Annotated in this window: 18 protein-coding genes; 15 read left to right on the top strand and 3 right to left on the bottom strand. The window is 62.5% G+C overall.

Going from position 1 to position 17,381, the window contains the following annotated elements; genetic code table 11:
• Positions 1 to 19 precede the first annotated feature (19 nt).
• From LHU53_RS17235 to LHU53_RS17200, 8 genes are all read left to right on the top strand, one after another.
• On the top strand, positions 20 to 802 hold the full coding sequence (locus tag LHU53_RS17235) for an enoyl-CoA hydratase/isomerase family protein (protein WP_227334024.1): 783 nt from the start codon (positions 20 to 22) through the stop codon (positions 800 to 802).
• A gap of 35 nt (positions 803 to 837) precedes the next feature.
• The gene (locus LHU53_RS17230; RefSeq protein ID WP_227334023.1) at positions 838 to 1,557 is read left to right on the top strand and encodes a DUF4126 domain-containing protein; all 720 of its coding nucleotides are present in this window, start codon (positions 838 to 840) and stop codon (positions 1,555 to 1,557) included.
• Positions 1,558 to 3,603: an acetyl/propionyl/methylcrotonyl-CoA carboxylase subunit alpha gene (locus LHU53_RS17225; protein WP_227334022.1), complete on the top strand. Its 2,046-nt coding sequence runs from the start codon at positions 1,558 to 1,560 to the stop codon at positions 3,601 to 3,603.
• Positions 3,604 to 3,767: 164 nt separating this feature from the next.
• Positions 3,768 to 4,688 carry a glyoxylate/hydroxypyruvate reductase A gene (locus LHU53_RS17220; RefSeq protein WP_227334021.1) on the top strand — a complete coding sequence of 307 codons (921 nt, stop codon included), beginning with the start codon at positions 3,768 to 3,770 and terminating at the stop codon, positions 4,686 to 4,688.
• A 60-nt stretch (positions 4,689 to 4,748) separates the two neighbouring features.
• On the top strand, positions 4,749 to 5,660 hold the full coding sequence (locus tag LHU53_RS17215) for a hydroxymethylglutaryl-CoA lyase (protein WP_227334020.1): 912 nt from the start codon (positions 4,749 to 4,751) through the stop codon (positions 5,658 to 5,660).
• Entirely contained in the window at positions 5,657 to 6,172 is a 516-nt protein-coding gene (locus LHU53_RS17210) for a YbaK/EbsC family protein (protein ID WP_227334019.1), read from the top strand. Before LHU53_RS17215 ends, LHU53_RS17210 begins: the two co-directional genes overlap by 4 nt.
• Positions 6,169 to 6,420 carry a DUF1289 domain-containing protein gene (locus tag LHU53_RS17205; RefSeq protein ID WP_227334018.1) on the top strand — a complete coding sequence of 84 codons (252 nt, stop codon included), beginning with the start codon at positions 6,169 to 6,171 and terminating at the stop codon, positions 6,418 to 6,420. The genes LHU53_RS17210 and LHU53_RS17205 overlap by 4 nt, the downstream gene beginning before the upstream one ends.
• Positions 6,417 to 7,043 (top strand): 2-hydroxychromene-2-carboxylate isomerase, encoded by a 627-nt coding sequence (locus LHU53_RS17200; protein ID WP_227334017.1) that lies wholly within the window; start codon positions 6,417 to 6,419, stop codon positions 7,041 to 7,043. Before LHU53_RS17205 ends, LHU53_RS17200 begins: the two co-directional genes overlap by 4 nt.
• A gap of 110 nt (positions 7,044 to 7,153) precedes the next feature.
• Here the strand turns inward: LHU53_RS17200 and LHU53_RS17195 are convergent, their stop codons facing one another.
• Positions 7,154 to 8,167: a 23S rRNA (adenine(2030)-N(6))-methyltransferase RlmJ gene (locus tag LHU53_RS17195; protein ID WP_227334016.1), complete on the bottom strand. Its 1,014-nt coding sequence runs from the start codon at positions 8,165 to 8,167 to the stop codon at positions 7,154 to 7,156.
• 211 nt (positions 8,168 to 8,378) lie between these two features.
• Here LHU53_RS17195 and rplM point away from each other — a divergent pair, with 211 nt between their 5' ends.
• From rplM to erpA, 3 genes are all read left to right on the top strand, one after another.
• Entirely contained in the window at positions 8,379 to 8,807 is a 429-nt protein-coding gene (gene rplM, locus LHU53_RS17190; protein WP_227334015.1) for a 50S ribosomal protein L13, read from the top strand.
• Positions 8,808 to 8,816: 9 nt separating this feature from the next.
• Positions 8,817 to 9,209, top strand: coding sequence for a 30S ribosomal protein S9 (rpsI, locus tag LHU53_RS17185; RefSeq protein WP_078366577.1), 393 nt, complete (start codon positions 8,817 to 8,819; stop codon positions 9,207 to 9,209).
• A 177-nt stretch (positions 9,210 to 9,386) separates the two neighbouring features.
• The gene (gene erpA / locus LHU53_RS17180) at positions 9,387 to 9,752 is read left to right on the top strand and encodes an iron-sulfur cluster insertion protein ErpA (RefSeq protein WP_227334014.1); all 366 of its coding nucleotides are present in this window, start codon (positions 9,387 to 9,389) and stop codon (positions 9,750 to 9,752) included.
• A gap of 61 nt (positions 9,753 to 9,813) precedes the next feature.
• Here erpA and LHU53_RS17175 read toward each other — a convergent pair whose 3' ends face one another.
• Both LHU53_RS17175 and LHU53_RS17170 read right to left on the bottom strand, forming a co-directional pair.
• A complete protein-coding gene (locus LHU53_RS17175; protein ID WP_227334013.1) occupies positions 9,814 to 10,953 on the bottom strand; it encodes an anhydro-N-acetylmuramic acid kinase in 1,140 nt (379 codons plus the stop codon).
• A gap of 144 nt (positions 10,954 to 11,097) precedes the next feature.
• Positions 11,098 to 12,435 (bottom strand): M23 family metallopeptidase, encoded by a 1,338-nt coding sequence (locus tag LHU53_RS17170; protein ID WP_227334040.1) that lies wholly within the window; start codon positions 12,433 to 12,435, stop codon positions 11,098 to 11,100.
• 172 nt (positions 12,436 to 12,607) lie between these two features.
• Here LHU53_RS17170 and tyrS point away from each other — a divergent pair, with 172 nt between their 5' ends.
• The 4 genes from tyrS (at position 12,608) to tldD (ending at position 17,332) form a co-directional block, all read left to right on the top strand.
• Positions 12,608 to 13,852, top strand: coding sequence for a tyrosine--tRNA ligase (tyrS, locus tag LHU53_RS17165; RefSeq protein ID WP_227334012.1), 1,245 nt, complete (start codon positions 12,608 to 12,610; stop codon positions 13,850 to 13,852).
• Between the two features lie 322 nt (positions 13,853 to 14,174).
• A complete protein-coding gene (gene dtd / locus LHU53_RS17160) occupies positions 14,175 to 14,633 on the top strand; it encodes a D-aminoacyl-tRNA deacylase (RefSeq protein ID WP_227334011.1) in 459 nt (152 codons plus the stop codon).
• Positions 14,634 to 14,661: 28 nt separating this feature from the next.
• The gene (gene rodA, locus LHU53_RS17155; protein ID WP_227334010.1) at positions 14,662 to 15,816 is read left to right on the top strand and encodes a rod shape-determining protein RodA; all 1,155 of its coding nucleotides are present in this window, start codon (positions 14,662 to 14,664) and stop codon (positions 15,814 to 15,816) included.
• A gap of 55 nt (positions 15,817 to 15,871) precedes the next feature.
• Positions 15,872 to 17,332: a metalloprotease TldD gene (gene tldD, locus LHU53_RS17150; RefSeq protein ID WP_227334009.1), complete on the top strand. Its 1,461-nt coding sequence runs from the start codon at positions 15,872 to 15,874 to the stop codon at positions 17,330 to 17,332.
• Positions 17,333 to 17,381: the final 49 nt, after the last annotated feature.

Raw genomic sequence — 17,381 nt, 5'->3', positions numbered from 1 at the left:
CATCAGGAAGACAAGCAAGATGAGCACACTCAAGATCGAACCCGGCACGGTGGCCACGGTTACCCTGAATCGCCCCGAAGTCCGCAACGCCTTCAACGACGCGGTGATTGCCGAACTGACCGCCGCCTTCACCCAGCTGGGACAAGACCCGCAGGTGCGGACCATCGTGCTGGCCGCTTCAGGACCGGCCTTTTGCGCCGGTGCCGACCTGAACTGGATGCGCCGCATGGCCGACTACACCCACGCTGAGAATCTGGCCGACGCCGCGCAGCTGGCCGAGATGCTGCGCGTGATCTACACCTGCCCGAAACCCACCGTCGCACGTATCCAGGGTGATGTCTATGCCGGTGGCATGGGCTTGGTGGCGGCGTGTGACATGGCGGTGAGTGTGGACACAGCCAACTATTGCCTGAGCGAAGTCAAGCTCGGCCTGTACCCCGCCACCATCAGCCCCTACGTGATCCGCGCCATGGGCGCGCGTGCGGCGCACCGCTACTTTTTGACGGCCGAGCGTTTTGATGCTGCCGAGGCCTTGCGCATGGGCTTTGTGCATGCCGTGGTGAGCGCCGACCAGCTTGATGCCAAGTTGAGCGAGCTCACCCAGGCCGTGGCCAGCACCAGCCCGAATGCGGTCAAGGAATGCAAAACCTTGCTGCATGATGTGGCCGGGAAAGATATCGACGCGGCGCTGATCGCCCACACCGTTGATGGCATCGCCAGCATTCGGGCCAGCGCAGAGGGCAAAGAGGGTGTGCAATCCTTTCTTCATAAGCGCAAGCCGTCCTGGTTGGCCCAGGGCTGAGCGCAACCCACCTCGCACCTTGCACCGCACCCTTGATGGACGCACTTTGGCACACCCTGACCGGCTGGCTGCAAGCCATGGGCTTGTCGCTGGGGGATCACCCGCTGGCGCCAGTCGGGCCGGTGGCAGCGCAGGCGGCAGGACAGATGGACATGCCAGGGCTGTTGGCGCTGGCCGCCGCACTGGGCTGGGCCAGCGGCTTCAGGTTGTACGCGGTGGTTTTCCTGGTCGGGCTGGCGGGTGCGGTGGGCTGGATCGCTTTGCCTGCCGGGCTGACGGTGTTGCAACACCCGGCGCTGTTGGCTGCCAGCGGCTTCATGCTGTTTGTGGAATTTTTTGCCGACAAGATTCCCGGCCTGGATTCACTGTGGGACCTGGTGCACAGCGTGATTCGCATCCCGGCGGGCGCCGTGCTGGCCGCTGGCGCGCTGGGTGCGGACAGCGCCACCATGGGGTGGGTCGCCGCCCTGTTGGGCGGTTCGCTCGCGGCCACCAGCCAGGCCGCCAAAACCACCACACGCGCGGCCATCAATACCTCACCCGAACCGTTTTCCAACATCGGGGCCAGTCTGCTGGAAGACGGGCTGGTGGTGGGCGCGGTCTGGCTGGCCACCACGCACCCGCTGGTGTTTGGTGGGGTGCTGGTTGTCACCGTGGTGCTGATGTGGGTGGTGACCGTGTTGCTGTTCAGGTTTTTGCGCGCCGTTTTTCGACGTTTCTCGATGGTTTTTGACAGTTCTCAGAAGGTGGTTTGAATGTTTACCAAGATATTGATTGCCAATCGGGGGGAGATCGCTTGCCGCGTCGCCGCCACCGCCTGCCGCCTGGGTATCCAAACCGTGGCGGTGTATTCCGATGCGGACGCCTGTGCCAAACACGTGGCCGCCTGCGACGAATCCGTCCACATCGGCGGCAGCGCCCCGAAGGACAGCTACCTGCGCTGGGAGCGCATCATCGAAGCCGCTTTGGCCACTGGCGCACAAGCCATTCACCCGGGCTATGGGTTTCTGAGCGAAAACGAAGACTTTGCCAAGGCCTGCACGGCGGCGGGGCTGGTGTTCATTGGCCCGCCCGCATCCGCCATTCAGGCGATGGGCTTGAAGGCTGAATCCAAACAACTCATGGAGAAGGCCGGCGTGCCGCTGGTGCCGGGCTACCACGGCGCCGCCCAGGGCGCGGCGCTGTTGCAGCATGAGGCCGACCGCATTGGCTATCCCGTCTTGATCAAGGCCAGCGCGGGCGGCGGCGGCAAGGGCATGCGCGCGGTCGACAAGCCCGAAGACTTCATGGCCGCACTTGAATCCTGCCAACGCGAAGCCATCAACAGTTTTGGCAGTGACGCGGTGCTGATTGAAAAGTACGTGCAGCGCCCGCGCCACATCGAGATCCAGGTGTTTGGCGACGCGCTGGGCAACTATGTGTACCTGTTTGAGCGCGATTGCTCGGTGCAGCGCCGCCACCAGAAGGTGCTGGAAGAAGCCCCGGCGCCGGGTATGACCCCCGAGCTGCGCCGCGCCATGGGCGAAGTGGCCGTGGCGGCCGCGCGCGCAGTCAACTATATCGGCGCGGGCACGGTGGAATTCATCGTCGAGCAGCCTGGCGGCTACGAGCGGCCCGAGGAGATGAAGTTCTATTTCATGGAGATGAACACCCGCCTGCAGGTGGAGCACCCGGTCACCGAGGCCATCACCGGCCAGGATCTGGTGGAGTGGCAACTGCGCGTGGCCAGCGGCGAGCCACTGCCGCTGCGCCAGGACCAACTCACGATCACCGGCCACGCCATCGAGGCCCGCCTCTGCGCCGAGAACCCCGATAACAACTTCCTGCCCGCCACCGGCCTGCTTGCGGTGTATGCCAAACCCGCGCATGTGTCGTTCCAGCCCCCGGTCAACGCGCCCGATGGCAGCCGCGCGCGTGACTCGCAGAGCGTCCGCTTTGACGACGGCGTTCGCCAGGGCGATGCCATCAGCCCGTTTTACGACTCGATGGTGGCCAAACTCATCGTGCATGGCGACACCCGCGCGCAGGCGCTGGCACGGCTCGATGCCGCGCTGGCGCAAACCCACATCGTTGGCCTGACCACCAATGTGTCCTTTTTGCGCAACGTGGTGCAGAGCAACTCGTTTGCCCAGGCGCAGCTGGACACCGGGCTGATCCCGCGCGAAGCAGCCGTCTTGTTCAACCAGGAGCGCGTGGGCCTGGCGCTGGCCGCCGCGGCGGATGTGGCGCAAACCTTGATCGACGAGCGCGCCAACCAAACCGCCGACCCGTTCAGCCGCACCGACGGCTGGCGCAGCCACGGTGTGTTCACCCGCCAGTTTGCGTTTGAATTTGGCGGCCAGCACGTGCAGGCGGGGCTGACCTATCTGCACGACGGTGCGCTGTCGTTCAAGGTGGGCGAAACCGCTGGTGTGCTGAGTTTTGCCGCCACGCCGCAGGGCATTGACCTGCAGTTTGCGGGTCAGCGTGCGCTGGTGAATGTGTACCGAAAAGGCGAGGTCGCCCATATCTTCACTGCAAAAGGCGCTACACAAATCATTGCCATCGACCTGCTGTTACACGCCGGGGAAGCGCCCGCCGAAGGGGGCCGGCTGACCGCGCCGATGCCGGGCAAGGTGGTCTCGTTTGCCGTACAGGCTGGTGATGTGGTCAAAAAAGGCCAGCCGCTGGCCGTGATGGACGCGATGAAAATGGAGCACACCATTGCCGCGCCGATGGATGGCGTGGTGGCCGAGCTGCTGTATGCGCCGGGGGATCAGGTGGTGGAGGGGGCAGAGCTGCTCAAACTGACGGCGCAGTGAAAACCGTCATGGATGGCGGATTCAGTCCGCCATGCCAACCGGATGCCATGACAGCCGGGTTCCGTCACGCTACGGCTGTCATGCCGGATCTGACCTGGCTTCCACGGTCAGTCCCCAGCATGTCACCCGCCTGCTTCCATTCGTGCCACCGGTAACATGCCGTCATGAACATCACTTTTTGCTGCACCAACACCGACCCCGGGCCCTGGCTGGCAGGGCTGCGCACGGCCTTCCCTCAGGCTGACATTACCGTCTGGCAGAGCGGCGCGCCGCCTGCCGACTACGCCGTGGTCTGGGCGCCGCCGCAGCAACTCTTTGACGAACAGCCGCAGCTCCGAGGCATTTTCAACATCGGCGCTGGCGTTGATGCCTTGCTGAAGCTGCGCCTGCCGCCAAGCGCCGTGGTGGTGCGGCTGGAAGACGCCGGCATGGCAGTGCAAATGGCCGAATACGTCTGCCAAGGCGTCATCCGCCACTTTCGCGACCTCACTGCCTATGCCGAGGACGTTCGCGCCGGGCGCTGGACGTCTTACACACCGCGCCAGCGCAGCGACTTCCCCGTGGGCGTGATGGGCCTGGGCGTGCTGGGCGCACGGGTCGCGCAGGCGCTGCAGCAGTTTGAGTTCCCGGTCAACGGCTGGAGCCGCACGCCCAAACGGCTTCCCGGCGTGCGTGGCTTCACCGGCGCAGCGCAGTTCCATGACTTTCTGGCCAGCAGCCGCGTGCTGGTGAACCTGTTGCCGCTCACGCCAGACACGGCCAACATTCTGAATCAAGAGACGCTTGGCAGCCTGCAGCCCGGTGGTTACGTGATCAACGTGGCGCGCGGCGCGCATCTGGTGGACGAAGATTTGCTGGCGCTGCTCGACAGCGGTCACTTGGCCGGTGCCTTGCTGGACGTGTTTCGCACCGAACCGCTGCCAGCCGATCACCCATTCTGGCGGCACCCCAAAATCACGATCACCCCGCACACCTCGGCGCGCACCCTGCGCAGCGAGAGCATCGCGCAGATTGCCGGCAAGATCGCGGCGATGCAGCGCGGCGAGGCCGTCACCCGCATCGTTGACGTGGGGCGCGGCTATTGATACCCAAAATTGTGGCATTCTTGCCAAGAAGCCCCCAATCAACGCCCCCAGGAGCACCGCTTGAACCTGCCTCACCAAGTCAAACTCGTTGAAGTTGGCCCGCGCGACGGCCTGCAAAACGAAAAACAGACCGTGCCCGCCGCCGTCAAGATCGAGCTGGTGAACCGCCTGCAGGCCGCTGGCCTGAAAGAGATTGAGGTCACCAGCTTCGTCAGCCCCAAATGGGTGCCGCAAATGGCTGACAACGCCGAGGTCATGGCGGGCATCACCCGGCTGCCCGGCGTGCGTTACTCGGTGCTCACGCCCAATCTCAAAGGTTTTGAGGCGGCGCTGTTGTCCCAACCCGATGAAATCGTCGTCTTTGGTGCGGCCAGCGAAGCCTTCAGCCAAAAAAACATCAACTGCAGCATCGCCGAGAGCATCGAGCGTTTTGCGCCGGTGGTCGCTGCCGCGCGCGCTGCGGGCATCTCTGTGCGCGGCGCCATGAGCTGCACCGTGGGCTGCCCGTATGAGGGCGACATCGCCCCGGAGCGCGTCGGCAGGTTGGCGCGGCTGATGAAGGAGATTGGCGTGCAACGGGTGGACGTGGCCGACACGATTGGTGTGGGCACGCCGCTCAAGGTGCAGCGCGCCATCGAGGCCACGCAGGCGCATTTTGATCTTGACCACATCAGCGGCCATTTCCACGACACCTATGGCCAGGCCCTGAGCAATACCCTGGCGGCGCTGCAGATGGGCGTGTGGAACTTCCAGTCGTCAGTCGCGGGTTTGGGCGGCTGTCCGTATGCCAAGGGGGCAACCGGAAACGTCGCGACCGAGGACGTGGTGTACCTGCTGCACGGCATGGGGATTGAGACCGGTGTGGATCTGGACAAACTGATCGATGCGGGTCAGTTCATCAGCGACTTTCTGCAGCGTCCCACCCACTCGCGTGTGGCCAAGGCGCTGTTCACCAAGCGCACGGCATCATGAGCCACACGCACAATAAACCGCTGCCCGAAGGTGTGTTACGCGTGGCCCAAGTGCTGCGCGACAAAGGCCATCCGCACGCGCCGCGCATGCTGGATGACGCCGCCCGCACCGCCCAACAGGCGGCGGACGCGCTGGGCATCGGGCTCGGCCAGATTGCCAAAAGCATCATTTTCAAGCGCAAGCCCGACGCGGTGGCGGTGCTGGTCATCACCTCGGGTGACCGGCGTGTGGATGAGAAAAAGGTCCAGGCGCTGGTGTGTGCCCAGGGCCAAAAGCTGGGCCGCGCTGATGCCGACTTTGTCAAGGCCAGCACGGGCTTTTCAATCGGTGGCGTGTCGCCAGTGGGCCACTCGGTGGCACCAGTCACCCTGATTGACCGCGACTTGCTGCGTTTTGATGAAATATGGGCCGCCGCAGGTCATCCGCACGGCGTTTTCAAATTACATCCGGATCACTTGACGCACCTCACGGGTGCGCCTGTGGTTGACGTCACCGAACAGGCGAACCCATGACACTCAACGCCAAAGCGATGGTTTTTTTAGCGGCCACAGCCAGGGACATCCAGGCTGGCGGTCCAAAGTATGACCAGGGGGTGCCGTCGCCCTGCATGTCGGTGTGCCAGATGGACGACGACACGGCACTGTGCCAGGGCTGCCTGCGCACGCTGGACGAGATCCGCCAGTGGGGCAACGCCAGTGACACGCAGCGCCGTGCCGTCTGGCAAGCCATTGCGGCGCGCACGCTTCACTACGCACCATGAAACACATCACTTTTTACCTCGATGTCATCTCGCCCTACGCCTATCTGGCGTTCGAGAAATTGCCCGAGGCGCTGGCCGGGCACAGCTACAGCGTCAGCTACAAACCCATCCTGTTTGCGGCCCTGCTCAAGCACCATGGCCAGTTGGGGCCGGCTGAGATTCCTGGCAAACGCGAATGGACCTACCGGCAGGTGGCGTGGCTGGCGCGGCAAAACGGCATCGACTTGCAGATGCCGGCGCAGCACCCGTTCAACCCGCTGAGTCTGCTGCGGCTGGCGCTGGCCTGCAGCACGTCCGGCTTGCCCAACCGTTATGTGTGCGAGACCATCTTTCGGCATGTCTGGCTTGGCGGTGGCGACGCCGCAGATGCGCAGCGCCTTCAGGCCTTGACGACCCAACTGGCGCCGCCGCGTGATGTGAACGATGAACTGGCCAAAATCCAGTTGCGCGCCAACACCGACGATGCCATCGCCCGCGGTGTGTTTGGTGTCCCCACCTTCGAGGTGGACGGCAAATTGTTTTGGGGATTGGACGCGCTACCGATGCTCAAAGCCTACCTGGACGCAGATCCGTGGTTTGGAAGCGGCTGGGGCCTGGCTGATCAAGTTGGCAACGGTCCGTAAGGGGAACGGGCGGGTTTGTCATGTCGGGCCGCGGACTGGCACCCAGTGCATTCTGGCGACATGGCTGGCGGATCGGGTCCGCAATAACCGCCGTTTGGCAGCGCAAAAAACTACCCGCCTGACTCCACCTCAAACGCCTTGTGTTTGCCCTGGGCCAGAAAAGTCGCTGCCTGGGCCAACGCCGCTGTCAAAGACACTTTCAGCGTGTGCGGCGGGTTGATGACAAACACACCGCTGGCAGGCAGGCCGGGGCGCACCACCTCACCGGCGTCATCGTGGCCCAGCTTGCTGGATTTGACGGTGAGCGTAGCGTTGAGCCACGACAACTTGTCGCGGTTGGCCAGGGTTTTGAGCTTGCGCGGCAGATCATGTGCCTCGGGGCGCGGAATGATCGGGTACCACACCATGTAGGTGCCGGTTGAAAAGCGCTTGACCGCATCGGTCAGCATGTCCACCACGCGCCCATAGTCACTCTTGATTTCATAACTGGGGTCACACAGCACCAGCGCACGGCGCGACGGCGGAGGCAAAAACTTCTTGATGCCTTCAAAACCGTCTTCCTGCAACACCGCAATGGATCGGCCCGCGTTCAACTGTGCAATGTTGGCGCCCAGTGTCTTGGCATCGGTCGGGTGAATTTCAAACAGCTTGAGGCGGTCACGGTCACGCGTTTGCAGCAAGTGGTGGATGATGAACGGCGAGCCCGGGTACACCTTGTGACTGCCGGTTTTGTTGAAGCTGGCCACCAGGTCCAGGTAGTCCTGCAGCGCGGGTGCGAGTGGGGCGGCCGGGGCTGGTTTCCTGGCAGTTTTGGCGACGGCGGTTGTTCTGGATGCCGCACTATCGGCCGCTGCCTGTCCTGGGTGGGGGGCGGCTGTCGCCTTGGTGTCGGAAGAAGCCGCTGGCGCGATGGCGGCCAGCAACTTCAGGTAACCGTCGGCCGCCTCGCCGCTGGTTTGCGCGTAATCGCCATCCAGTCGGTACAGGCCCGCGCCAGCGTGGGTGTCGAACACATTCAACGCGGTGTCTTTTTGCGTCATGTGGCGCAACACGGCGATCAACGCGGTGTGTTTGAGAACGTCGGCATGGTTGCCGGCATGGAAGGCGTGGCGATAACTAAACATCCAGCGATGTTACCCGGTCGCGCCTGATCTTTGTATAATGTTAGGCTTCGCAGCGCTTTTGTGGCTTCGCGGCGAAGCAACTCCAACACGTTCCAATGGTGTCCCAACGGGCCGTGTGCCGAGTGAACCCTACCTAAGAGATTCCCGTTAGAAGGAGCGCCGACCGTAGAAAAAAGCCCGCCAAACCCTCCCTTTTTAAAAGAGAAATCTCATGTCAACTTTCAGCGCAAAACCCGCTGAGGTCGTGCACGAGTGGTTTGTGATTGACGCGACCGACAAGGTCCTCGGACGAGTAGCCAGCGAAGTTGCTCTCCGTTTGCGCGGCAAACACAAGGCCATTTACACGCCTCACGTCGATACCGGCGACTTCATCATCGTGACCAACGCAGCACAACTGCGCGTGACCGGTGCCAAGTCCCTCGACAAAATGTATTACAGCCACTCCGGCTATCCGGGTGGCATCAGCTCCACCAACTTCCGTGACATGCAAGCCAAATTCCCTGGCCGCGCTTTGGAAAAAGCCGTCAAGGGCATGCTGCCCAAGGGGCCCCTGGGCTACGCCATGATCAAGAAGCTCAAGGTGTACGGTGGTGCCGAGCACCCGCACACTGCCCAGCAACCCAAAGTGTTGGAAATCTAAGGAGCTCACATGATTGGTGAATGGAACAATGGTACCGGCCGTCGCAAATCCAGCGTCGCCCGCGTTTTCCTGAAGAAGGGCTCCGGCCAAATCGTCGTCAACGGCAAGGACATTCAAAAGTTCTTTGGCCGCGAAACCTCGATCATGATCTGCAAGCAGCCCCTGATGCTGACCAACCACGCCGAAACCTTTGACATCATGGTCAATGTGGCCGGTGGCGGTGAGTCGGGTCAAGCCGGTGCAGTGCGCCACGGTATCACCCGTGCCCTGATCGACTACGACGCAACGCTGAAGTCTGAGCTGAGCAAAGCCGGTTTCGTGACCCGCGATGCCCGCGAAGTGGAACGTAAGAAGGTCGGTTTGCACGGTGCTCGCCGTCGCAAGCAGTTCTCCAAGCGTTAATTTCCGCTTCGATCACAACAGCCGCCTGGATGCAAGTTCTGGCGGCTGTTGGCTTTTTGGCACCCTGGTACGCCAGCAGAATCAAAGCCCACACGCCCACTGACGGCATACCGACGGCGGTCTTGTTGGCGATCAACTTGTTGTAGTATCGCGTCATTCAATTTTTTGGAGACCCGTATGAGCGCCGTTGCTGAAGCCATTCAAACCGAAATGCCCGCCCCGATTTTGTTCACCGACAGCGCTGCCGCCAAAGTGGCTGACCTGATTGCCGAAGAAGGCAATCCGGACCTGAAACTGCGGGTGTTTGTGCAGGGCGGTGGTTGCTCGGGTTTTCAGTACGGTTTCACGTTTGACGAGATCACCAACGAAGACGACACCACCATGACGAAAAACGGTGTCTCGCTGTTGATCGACGCGATGAGCTACCAGTATCTGGTGGGCGCTGAAATCGACTACAAGGAAGACTTGCAAGGCGCCCAGTTTGTCATCAAAAACCCCAATGCGAACAACACCTGTGGTTGCGGCTCCAGCTTCTCGGCCTGAGTCGTCGCCATCCCAATAAAAAACCGCCTCATGAGGCGGTTTTTTTATTGGCGTGGGGTGTTTATGCCGGGTAGATCGCACCCAGAATTCGCGGGCCAAGCGCCCCGGTGACCGAGGCCAAATTGCCGGGCTGACCAGTGACTGTCTGGCGTGCCAGCCAGGCGAAGGCAGCGGCTTCCACCTCAAGGGCTGGCAGCCCGTGCTGGTCGGAGGGGCTGACCTGGATCTCTGGCAGGCGAGCCTGCAGGCGCCGCATGAGGTCATGGTTGAAGGCGCCACCGCCGCACACCACCAATGATTTGGCATCTTTGGCATAGATGTTGACGCTGTCCGCACAGGCGTGGGCGGTCAATTCTGTCAACGTGGCTTGAACATCCTGCGGCTGGGCTGCGGCAAAGCTCTGCAACTTGTCTTGCAGCCAAGGCCGGTTGAAAAGATCGCGGCCGGTGCTTTTGGGTGGCGGCAGGCTGAAGAAGGGCTCATCCAGCAACAGCGCCAACAGATCGGGCAGACATTGCCCGCTGGCGGCCCAGGCGCCATCTGCGTCAAACGGCTGGCTGGTATGTTGCAGGCACCAGGCGTCCATCAAGGCGTTGCCAGGGCCACAGTCAAAACCCAACACCGGCTCGGCCGGGTTGTCAGGCAACACGCTCAGATTGGCGATGCCGCCCACATTCAGCACCGCCACCGTCTGACCGGGCTGGCCAAACACATGCTGGTGAAACGCAGGCACCAGCGGCGCACCTTGGCCACCCGCCGCCACATCACGGCTGCGAAAGTCGGCCACGACCGTCACGCCAGTGAGTTCGGCCAGCAGGGCCGGGTTGTTGATCTGTAGTGTGTAGCCAACGCCTGCCGGGCCATCTGCCCAGCGTTGCGGTTGGTGACGCACGGTCTGGCCATGAGCGCCAATGGCGCGGATGCCTGCAGCGTCGCCCCCTTGTTGGATAAGTTGGTGGCGCAGATCGGTCACAACTTGAGCGTAACTTGCGGCAATGTGGTTGCCCGCCAGCGCTGCCCGGTGCAACTCATTGTCGGACGGGCTGTTGAGCGCGAGCAACTCGGCCCGGAACCCGGCGTCAAACGCCAGCGTGGATGTGGCCAGTACCTGCAGTTTGGGGCCGTCAAAATGCACCAGGACGCCGTCGACGCCGTCCAGCGAGGTGCCCGACATCAGGCCGATGTAATAGGCGGGTGGCATGGTGGCATCGTCTGAGGCGGTATCGGCGGGACAGCCGTAGCGTGGGTCAATGCAGGCTGGTGCTGTTGATCAGGCGTCGTGACGAGGGGGTGATGCAGAGGCGCCCGCCGCCGTGCGGATTTCACCGGGCTGGGCAAGCTGCTGTCACTCGAATCGGGTGGGCTGGATGCTGGCTGCTGCCTGCAAGGCGGTCTTGACGCTGTTGGCTTTTTGCTTGAACAGGGGCAACACCGCTGCGGGTACCGGCACGGTCTCACTTGTTTGAGCCATCCTCATCGGGTCATGCTGGACGCCGTTGACACGCACTTCAAAATGCAGGTGCGGCCCGGTGGCCCAGCCGGTGGAGCCTACCAGACCGATGGTCTGGCCCTGCGACACGTTCTCGCCGCGCTTGACCATGAGTCGACTCAAGTGGGCGTAGACCGTTTCGGTGTGGTTGCGGTGCTGGATGAAGACCACGTTGCCGTAGCCGTTTTGCACACCGGCAAAGGTCACCACGCCATCACCCACGGTGCGTGCTGGCGTGCCGGTCGGGGCTGCAAAGTCGGTACCGAGATGTCTGCGCTGCTGCTTCAAAACCGGGTGAAAGCGCATGGCAAAACCGCTGCTGACCCGCGAGAACGCCACGGGCGCGCTCAAAAAGGCACGGCGCAGGCTTTGTCCATCCAGCGAGTAGTAGCCTCCGCGGTGGGGTTGCCCGGCGCTGTCGGTGCCCGGTGGTTGGAACCACATGGCCTGAAACACCTTGCCGGCATTGACAAATTCGGCGCTCAACACGCGGCCGGTTCGCAGGCTCTCGCCGTCACCTTCGAGCACCTCGTACACCACGTTGAACCGGTCATCTTTGCGCAGGGACCGGCGAAAATCAATGTCACCCGAGAACAACTCAGCCAGTTGTGTTGCGATGCTGTCGGGTAAACCCGCATCATCCGTGGCTGCGAACAGCGACGTTTGGATGGTGCCGCTAGCCAGCCGCGAGGTGGACACCAGTGGGGCGGATTCCAGTCGCGCGGTGAAACCCGCCGCGCCGCGCTCGACCACCAGGCGTTTGAACTCCAGGCTGTCGTCCTGGCTCCAGCGCGCGCTGAGCTTGTCCAGTTGATGGGTGTCGAGCGTTTCTGCTGTGACATGGCGGCCACCGCGGCCAAACAAGGCTTGCCGTGTCAGGTTGTTGGTGCGCAAGAATTGGGCGGCTTGCGGGTCATCCACGCCCAGACGTTTGAGCAGCGTGTCGGCGGTGTCCGTGCTGCGGGTGATGTCGGAGCGAAAAAGGTTCAGTGCCGGTGCGCTGATGTCATTGTCTACCAAGGACGCTGTTGGCTGGACCGCTTCCAGCACCATTTGCACCGGCAGTTGCGACACATCGGGCCCCAGCGAGGCCAGTGCCCAGGCGCCGCCGCCGCCTGCCAGCAGGGTGGCAGTGACAATGGCGCTCAAGTGTTTGGGGTATTGGGCCAATGTGTTGACAGTCGTCACAAACATGGCTTGGCCACGATTCAGGGCGGAGTTGATCAAGGGAGCATCCTCTGTGGCGACCGTGGATGGCATGCAACAGACGCTGCCCAAACCCCGCGAAACACCCACTTAAAATCATGAAATTAAACAACTATCTAGTATAAACCCGCCCTCCAAAGATGGATACGGGAAAACCCTTATGACTGAGCAGAAAACCATCGAGTCCCCCGTGTCTGACCGCGTTCGTGAAGCCCTGGCGGTGACGCTGCGCGGCTGTGAGGAACTGATTCCGCAAGACGAGTGGATCAAGAAGCTGGCGCGTTCGGAGGCGACCGGCACGCCATTGCGCATCAAGCTGGGGCTGGACCCCACCGCGCCCGACATCCACATTGGCCACACCGTGGTGCTCAACAAGATGCGCCAGCTGCAGGATCTGGGCCACACGGTGATTTTTTTGATCGGTGACTTCACCGGCATGATTGGTGACCCGTCAGGGCGCAACAGCACGCGCCCGCCGCTCACCCCCGAGCAGATCAAGATCAACGCCGAAACCTATTACCGCCAGGCCTCTCTGGTGCTGGACCCGAGCAAAACCGAGATTCGTTACAACAGCGAATGGAGTGACCCGCTCGGCACGCGTGGTTTGATCCAGCTGGCCAGCCGTTACACCGTGGCGCGCATGATGGAGCGCAACGACTTCCACGACCGCTTCAAGGCCGGTACGCCGATTGCCGTGCATGAGTTCATTTACCCCTTGCTGCAAGGGTATGACAGCGTGGCGTTGAAGAGTGATCTGGAGTTGGGCGGCACCGACCAGAAGTTCAATTTGCTGATGGGGCGCACGCTGCAGGCCGAATACGGCCAGGAGCCGCAATGCATTTTGACCATGCCGCTGCTTGAAGGCCTGGACGGCGTCGAGAAGATGTCCAAGAGCAAGAACAACTACATCGGCATTTCCGAAGACGCCAACACCATGTTTGCCAAATGTCTGAGCATTTCCGACGTGTTGATGTGGCGCTGGTACACCCTTTTGAGCTTCAAGTCCGAAGCCGAGATTGCGGCACTCAAGGCCGAGGTGGCAGCCGGGCGCAACCCCAAGGATGCCAAGGTGGCGCTGGCCAAGGAAATCACCGCACGCTTTCACAGCGCCGCTGCTGCCGACGCCGCCGAGCAGGACTTCATCAACCGCAGCAAAGGCGGTATCCCGGATGAGATCCCCGAAATCAGCCTGCCGCTGGGTGAAGGTGGTGCGGCGCTGGGGATTGGTGCTTTGCTCAAATCGGCCGGGCTGGCCGCATCGAGTGGTGAAGGCAACCGCCTGATCGACGGTGGGGGTGTACGCATCGACGCCAATGTGGTCAGCGACAAGGGGCTGAAGCTGGGTGCCGGCACCTACGTGCTGCAAGTGGGCAAACGAAAATTCGCCCGGGTGACACTGGCCTGATGGCTGAGCATGTTGGCGCCTGGCCTGCGCGTACGGCCGCCAACCTGTGGCCCCACTGGCCGTGTGCCACGCGTTTGACGAATGCCAGGCCTGGAGCCGCTCCTTGTCAATCAGCAGGCCAGCAGCAACCAAACCGTCCCGACCACATACCGGCCATGGGCCAGTGAGGCTGAGTGCTGTTTTTGCAAGAAAGTGAAGAGATGGCTGACAACAGAAACCATGGCATGTGCCACCGGCCGCATGGAGAAAGGCTTATGCCACGTGCCTGCTCGGCAACCAAGCCAGGCCAGGGCGCACGAAGCGATGACGGACAGCGCGCACCATGATGGCGCTGCTGCAAAGGGTGCGCTGCGCCCGGGTCGAGGTGGCCGGGCAGGTGATGGGTGCGATTGACGCCGGTTTGTTGGTGCTGCTGTGTGCCGAGCGGGGGGACACGGCGGCGGTTTGTGATCGGATGCTGGCCAAGATGTTGAAGCTGCGCATCTTCAGTGATGCCGCCGGAAAAATGAACCACAGTGTGCAGGACATGGACGGTGCCGGTCAGGCGGGCGGGTTGCTGCTGATCAGCCAGTTCACGCTGGCGGCTGACACCTCGGGCGGCAACCGTCCCGGCTTTACCAACGCTGCCTCGCCTGAGGAAGGTCGCCGCTGGTTTGATTACCTGGTGGCGCAAGCGCGCCGGGCGCACCCGGTCGTGCAGACGGGTGAGTTTGGTGCCGACATGCAGGTGCATCTGGTCAACGATGGCCCGGTGACGATCCCGCTACGCATGACGGCCTGAGACGGCTGCGCACCGGATAATCCGCCCCATGTCTTTTGTTTTTGAGCGACCCTCGCTGTGGCGCCGTCTGTTGCCATGGGTGCGCGGTTTTGACGCGCCTTTGGCGCTGGCGGTGTTGCTGCTGGTAGGCGCCGGGATGATCACCATGTACTCCGCGGGTTTTGACCACGGCAGCCGATTCCAGGACCACGGCCGCAACATGCTGATCGCCGGCGCCATCCTGTTCACCGTGGCGCAGATCCCACCGCAACGCCTGATGAGTCTGGCGGTGCCGCTCTACATTTTGGGGGTGGCGCTGCTGATTGCGGTGGCGGTTTTTGGTATCACCAAAAAAGGTGCCACGCGCTGGCTGAATGTGGGCGTGGTCATCCAGCCCAGCGAAATTCTCAAGATTGCCATGCCGTTGATGCTGGCCTGGTGGTTCCAGAAACGTGAAGGGCAGTTGCGCCCGCTGGACTTCTTGGTGGCCACGGTGTTGCTGGCGCTGCCGGTAGGCCTGATCATGAAGCAGCCGGATCTGGGCACCTCCTTGCTGGTGTTGGCTGCCGGTTTATCGGTGATCTTTTTTGCCGGTTTGAGCTGGAAACTGGTGGCGCCACCGCTGTTGCTGGGGCTAGTGGGCATCACCCTGCTGGTGGTGTTTGAGCCCGAACTGTGCGCGCCGGGTGTCGATTGGCCGCTGCTGCGTGAGTACCAGCAACAGCGCGTGTGCACCCTGCTGGACCCCACGCGTGACCCGTTGGGCAAGGGGTTTCACATCATCCAGGGCATGATCGCCATCGGCTCGGGCGGTGTCTGGGGCAAGGGCTTCATGCAGGGCACCCAAACGCACCTGGAGTTCATCCCCGAGCGCACCACCGACTTCATCTTTGCAGCGTTTTCCGAAGAGTTTGGTCTGGTGGGCAACCTGCTGCTGATTGCCGCCTTCATCTTCCTGGTGCTGCGCGCGCTGGCGATTGCGCTGGAGGCGCCCACCGTGTTTGCGCGCCTGCTGGCGGGGGCGATGGCGACCATTTTCTTTTGCTACGCGTTTGTCAACATGGGCATGGTCAGCGGCATCCTGCCGGTGGTGGGGGTGCCGCTGCCGTTCATCAGTTACGGCGGCACGGCCATGGTCACGCTCGGGCTGGGGCTGGGCATTTTGATGTCGATCGCTAAGTCCAAGCGACTGGTGCAGTCCTGAGGTCAAGCGCCCGGGGCACCGGCCCCAAAACACCCCAAGCCCTAGAATCGCGGGCATGATTTCACGCGAACCCACCCTTGAGCGCCTGGCCGTTGCCAAGGCCCTGCTGCTGACCCCTTTTGGCCTGGACGAGACCCACCTGAGCCGCGCGCTCGCGGCCATTACTGCACATCAGGTCGACGAAGCCGACCTGTATTTCCAGTACACCCGCAGCGAGGGCTGGAGCCTGGAAGAGGGCATTGTCAAAACCGGCTCGTTTTCCATCGACCAGGGCGTGGGCGTGCGCGCCGTCAGCGGCGAAAAAACCGCCTTTGCCTATTCGGACGACATCTCCGAGGCCTCACTTCTGGATGCCGCGATGACCGTGCGCACCATTTCGGCGGCAGCCCAAGGCCGCAAAGCCCGGGTAGCGTCCAGAAAAATCGCGTCTTCGCGCTCGCTGTACGGCGGCCTGGACCCGATCGGCAGCCTGGACAGCACCGCCAAAGTGGCCTTGCTGGAAAAGGTGGAGAAACTCGCCCGCGCCAAAGACCCACGTGTGGCGCAGGTGATGGCCGGCTTGGCGGCCGAACACGACGTGGTGCTGGTGGCGCGTGCTGACGGTACCTTGGCGGCTGATGTGCGCCCGCTGGTGCGCCTGAGCGTGACGGTGATTGCCGAGCAGAAAGGCCGTCGCGAAGTGGGGTCGGCCGGTGGTGGCGGTCGGTTTGGCTTTGCTTATTTTGACGACGCCCTGATTGAAAAGTATGTGGACGAGGCGGTCAGTGCCGCGTTGACCAATCTGGACGCCAGGCCGGCTCCGGCGGGCGAAATGACCGTGGTGCTGGGCCCGGGCTGGCCGGGCATCCTGCTGCATGAAGCCATTGGCCACGGGCTGGAGGGTGATTTCAACCGCAAGGGCTCCAGCGCTTTCAGCGGCCGCATCGGCCAGCGGGTGGCGGCCAAAGGCGTGACCGTGCTGGATGACGGCACGATAACCGACCGGCGGGGCAGCCTCAACGTGGACGACGAAGGCAACGCCAGCCAGCGCAATGTGCTGATTGAAGACGGCATCCTCAAGGGGTACATCCAGGACGCGATGAACGCGCGCCTGACCGGTGTGGCGCCCACCGGCAATGGGCGGCGCGAAAGTTACGCCCACGTGCCGCTGCCGCGCATGACCAACACCTACATGCTCGCCGGTGACAAGTCGCCCGAGGAAATTGTCGCCAGCATCAAAAAGGGCTTGTACGCCACAAACTTTGGCGGCGGGCAGGTGGACATCACCTCGGGCAAGTTTGTGTTCTCGGCCAGCCAGGCGTACTGGGTCGAAAACGGCAAGATCCAGTACCCGGTGAAAGGCGCCACGCTGGTGGGCAGCGGCCCGGAGTGCCTGAAACACGTCAGCATGATCGGCAACGACATGAAGCTCGACAGCGGTGTGGGCACCTGCGGCAAAGAGGGCCAGAGTGTGCCGGTGGGTGTGGGGCAACCCACCTTGCGTATTGACGGGCTGACGGTGGGTGGCACGGCCTGACGCTGTGGACAGATCCCGTTTGTACCGCAACCAAAACACACCCGCGTGC

Origin of the sequence: Rhodoferax sp. U2-2l (assembly GCF_020594515.1) — a bacterium.
In the GTDB taxonomy this organism is placed as follows: domain Bacteria; phylum Pseudomonadota; class Gammaproteobacteria; order Burkholderiales; family Burkholderiaceae_C; genus Rhodoferax.
This window is presented reverse-complemented; position numbering and strand designations above follow the sequence as displayed.

What these genes read in the sequence shown, in the direction of transcription:
- LHU53_RS17235 (WP_227334024.1), top strand. Translation starts at nt 20, where the DNA reads ATGAGCACACTCAAGATCGAACCCGGCACGGTGGCCACGGTTACCCTG.
- LHU53_RS17230 (WP_227334023.1), top strand. Translation starts at nt 838, where the DNA reads ATGGACGCACTTTGGCACACCCTGACCGGCTGGCTGCAAGCCATGGGC.
- LHU53_RS17225 (WP_227334022.1), top strand. Translation starts at nt 1,558, where the DNA reads ATGTTTACCAAGATATTGATTGCCAATCGGGGGGAGATCGCTTGCCGC.
- LHU53_RS17220 (WP_227334021.1), top strand. Translation starts at nt 3,768, where the DNA reads ATGAACATCACTTTTTGCTGCACCAACACCGACCCCGGGCCCTGGCTG.
- LHU53_RS17210 (WP_227334019.1), top strand. Translation starts at nt 5,657, where the DNA reads ATGAGCCACACGCACAATAAACCGCTGCCCGAAGGTGTGTTACGCGTG.
- LHU53_RS17205 (WP_227334018.1), top strand. Translation starts at nt 6,169, where the DNA reads ATGACACTCAACGCCAAAGCGATGGTTTTTTTAGCGGCCACAGCCAGG.
- LHU53_RS17200 (WP_227334017.1), top strand. Translation starts at nt 6,417, where the DNA reads ATGAAACACATCACTTTTTACCTCGATGTCATCTCGCCCTACGCCTAT.
- LHU53_RS17195 (WP_227334016.1), bottom strand. Translation starts at nt 8,167, where the DNA reads ATGTTTAGTTATCGCCACGCCTTCCATGCCGGCAACCATGCCGACGTT.
- rplM (WP_227334015.1), top strand. Translation starts at nt 8,379, where the DNA reads ATGTCAACTTTCAGCGCAAAACCCGCTGAGGTCGTGCACGAGTGGTTT.
- rpsI (WP_078366577.1), top strand. Translation starts at nt 8,817, where the DNA reads ATGATTGGTGAATGGAACAATGGTACCGGCCGTCGCAAATCCAGCGTC.
- erpA (WP_227334014.1), top strand. Translation starts at nt 9,387, where the DNA reads ATGAGCGCCGTTGCTGAAGCCATTCAAACCGAAATGCCCGCCCCGATT.
- LHU53_RS17175 (WP_227334013.1), bottom strand. Translation starts at nt 10,953, where the DNA reads ATGCCACCCGCCTATTACATCGGCCTGATGTCGGGCACCTCGCTGGAC.
- LHU53_RS17170 (WP_227334040.1), bottom strand. Translation starts at nt 12,435, where the DNA reads ATGTTTGTGACGACTGTCAACACATTGGCCCAATACCCCAAACACTTG.
- tyrS (WP_227334012.1), top strand. Translation starts at nt 12,608, where the DNA reads ATGACTGAGCAGAAAACCATCGAGTCCCCCGTGTCTGACCGCGTTCGT.
- dtd (WP_227334011.1), top strand. Translation starts at nt 14,175, where the DNA reads ATGATGGCGCTGCTGCAAAGGGTGCGCTGCGCCCGGGTCGAGGTGGCC.
- rodA (WP_227334010.1), top strand. Translation starts at nt 14,662, where the DNA reads ATGTCTTTTGTTTTTGAGCGACCCTCGCTGTGGCGCCGTCTGTTGCCA.
- tldD (WP_227334009.1), top strand. Translation starts at nt 15,872, where the DNA reads ATGATTTCACGCGAACCCACCCTTGAGCGCCTGGCCGTTGCCAAGGCC.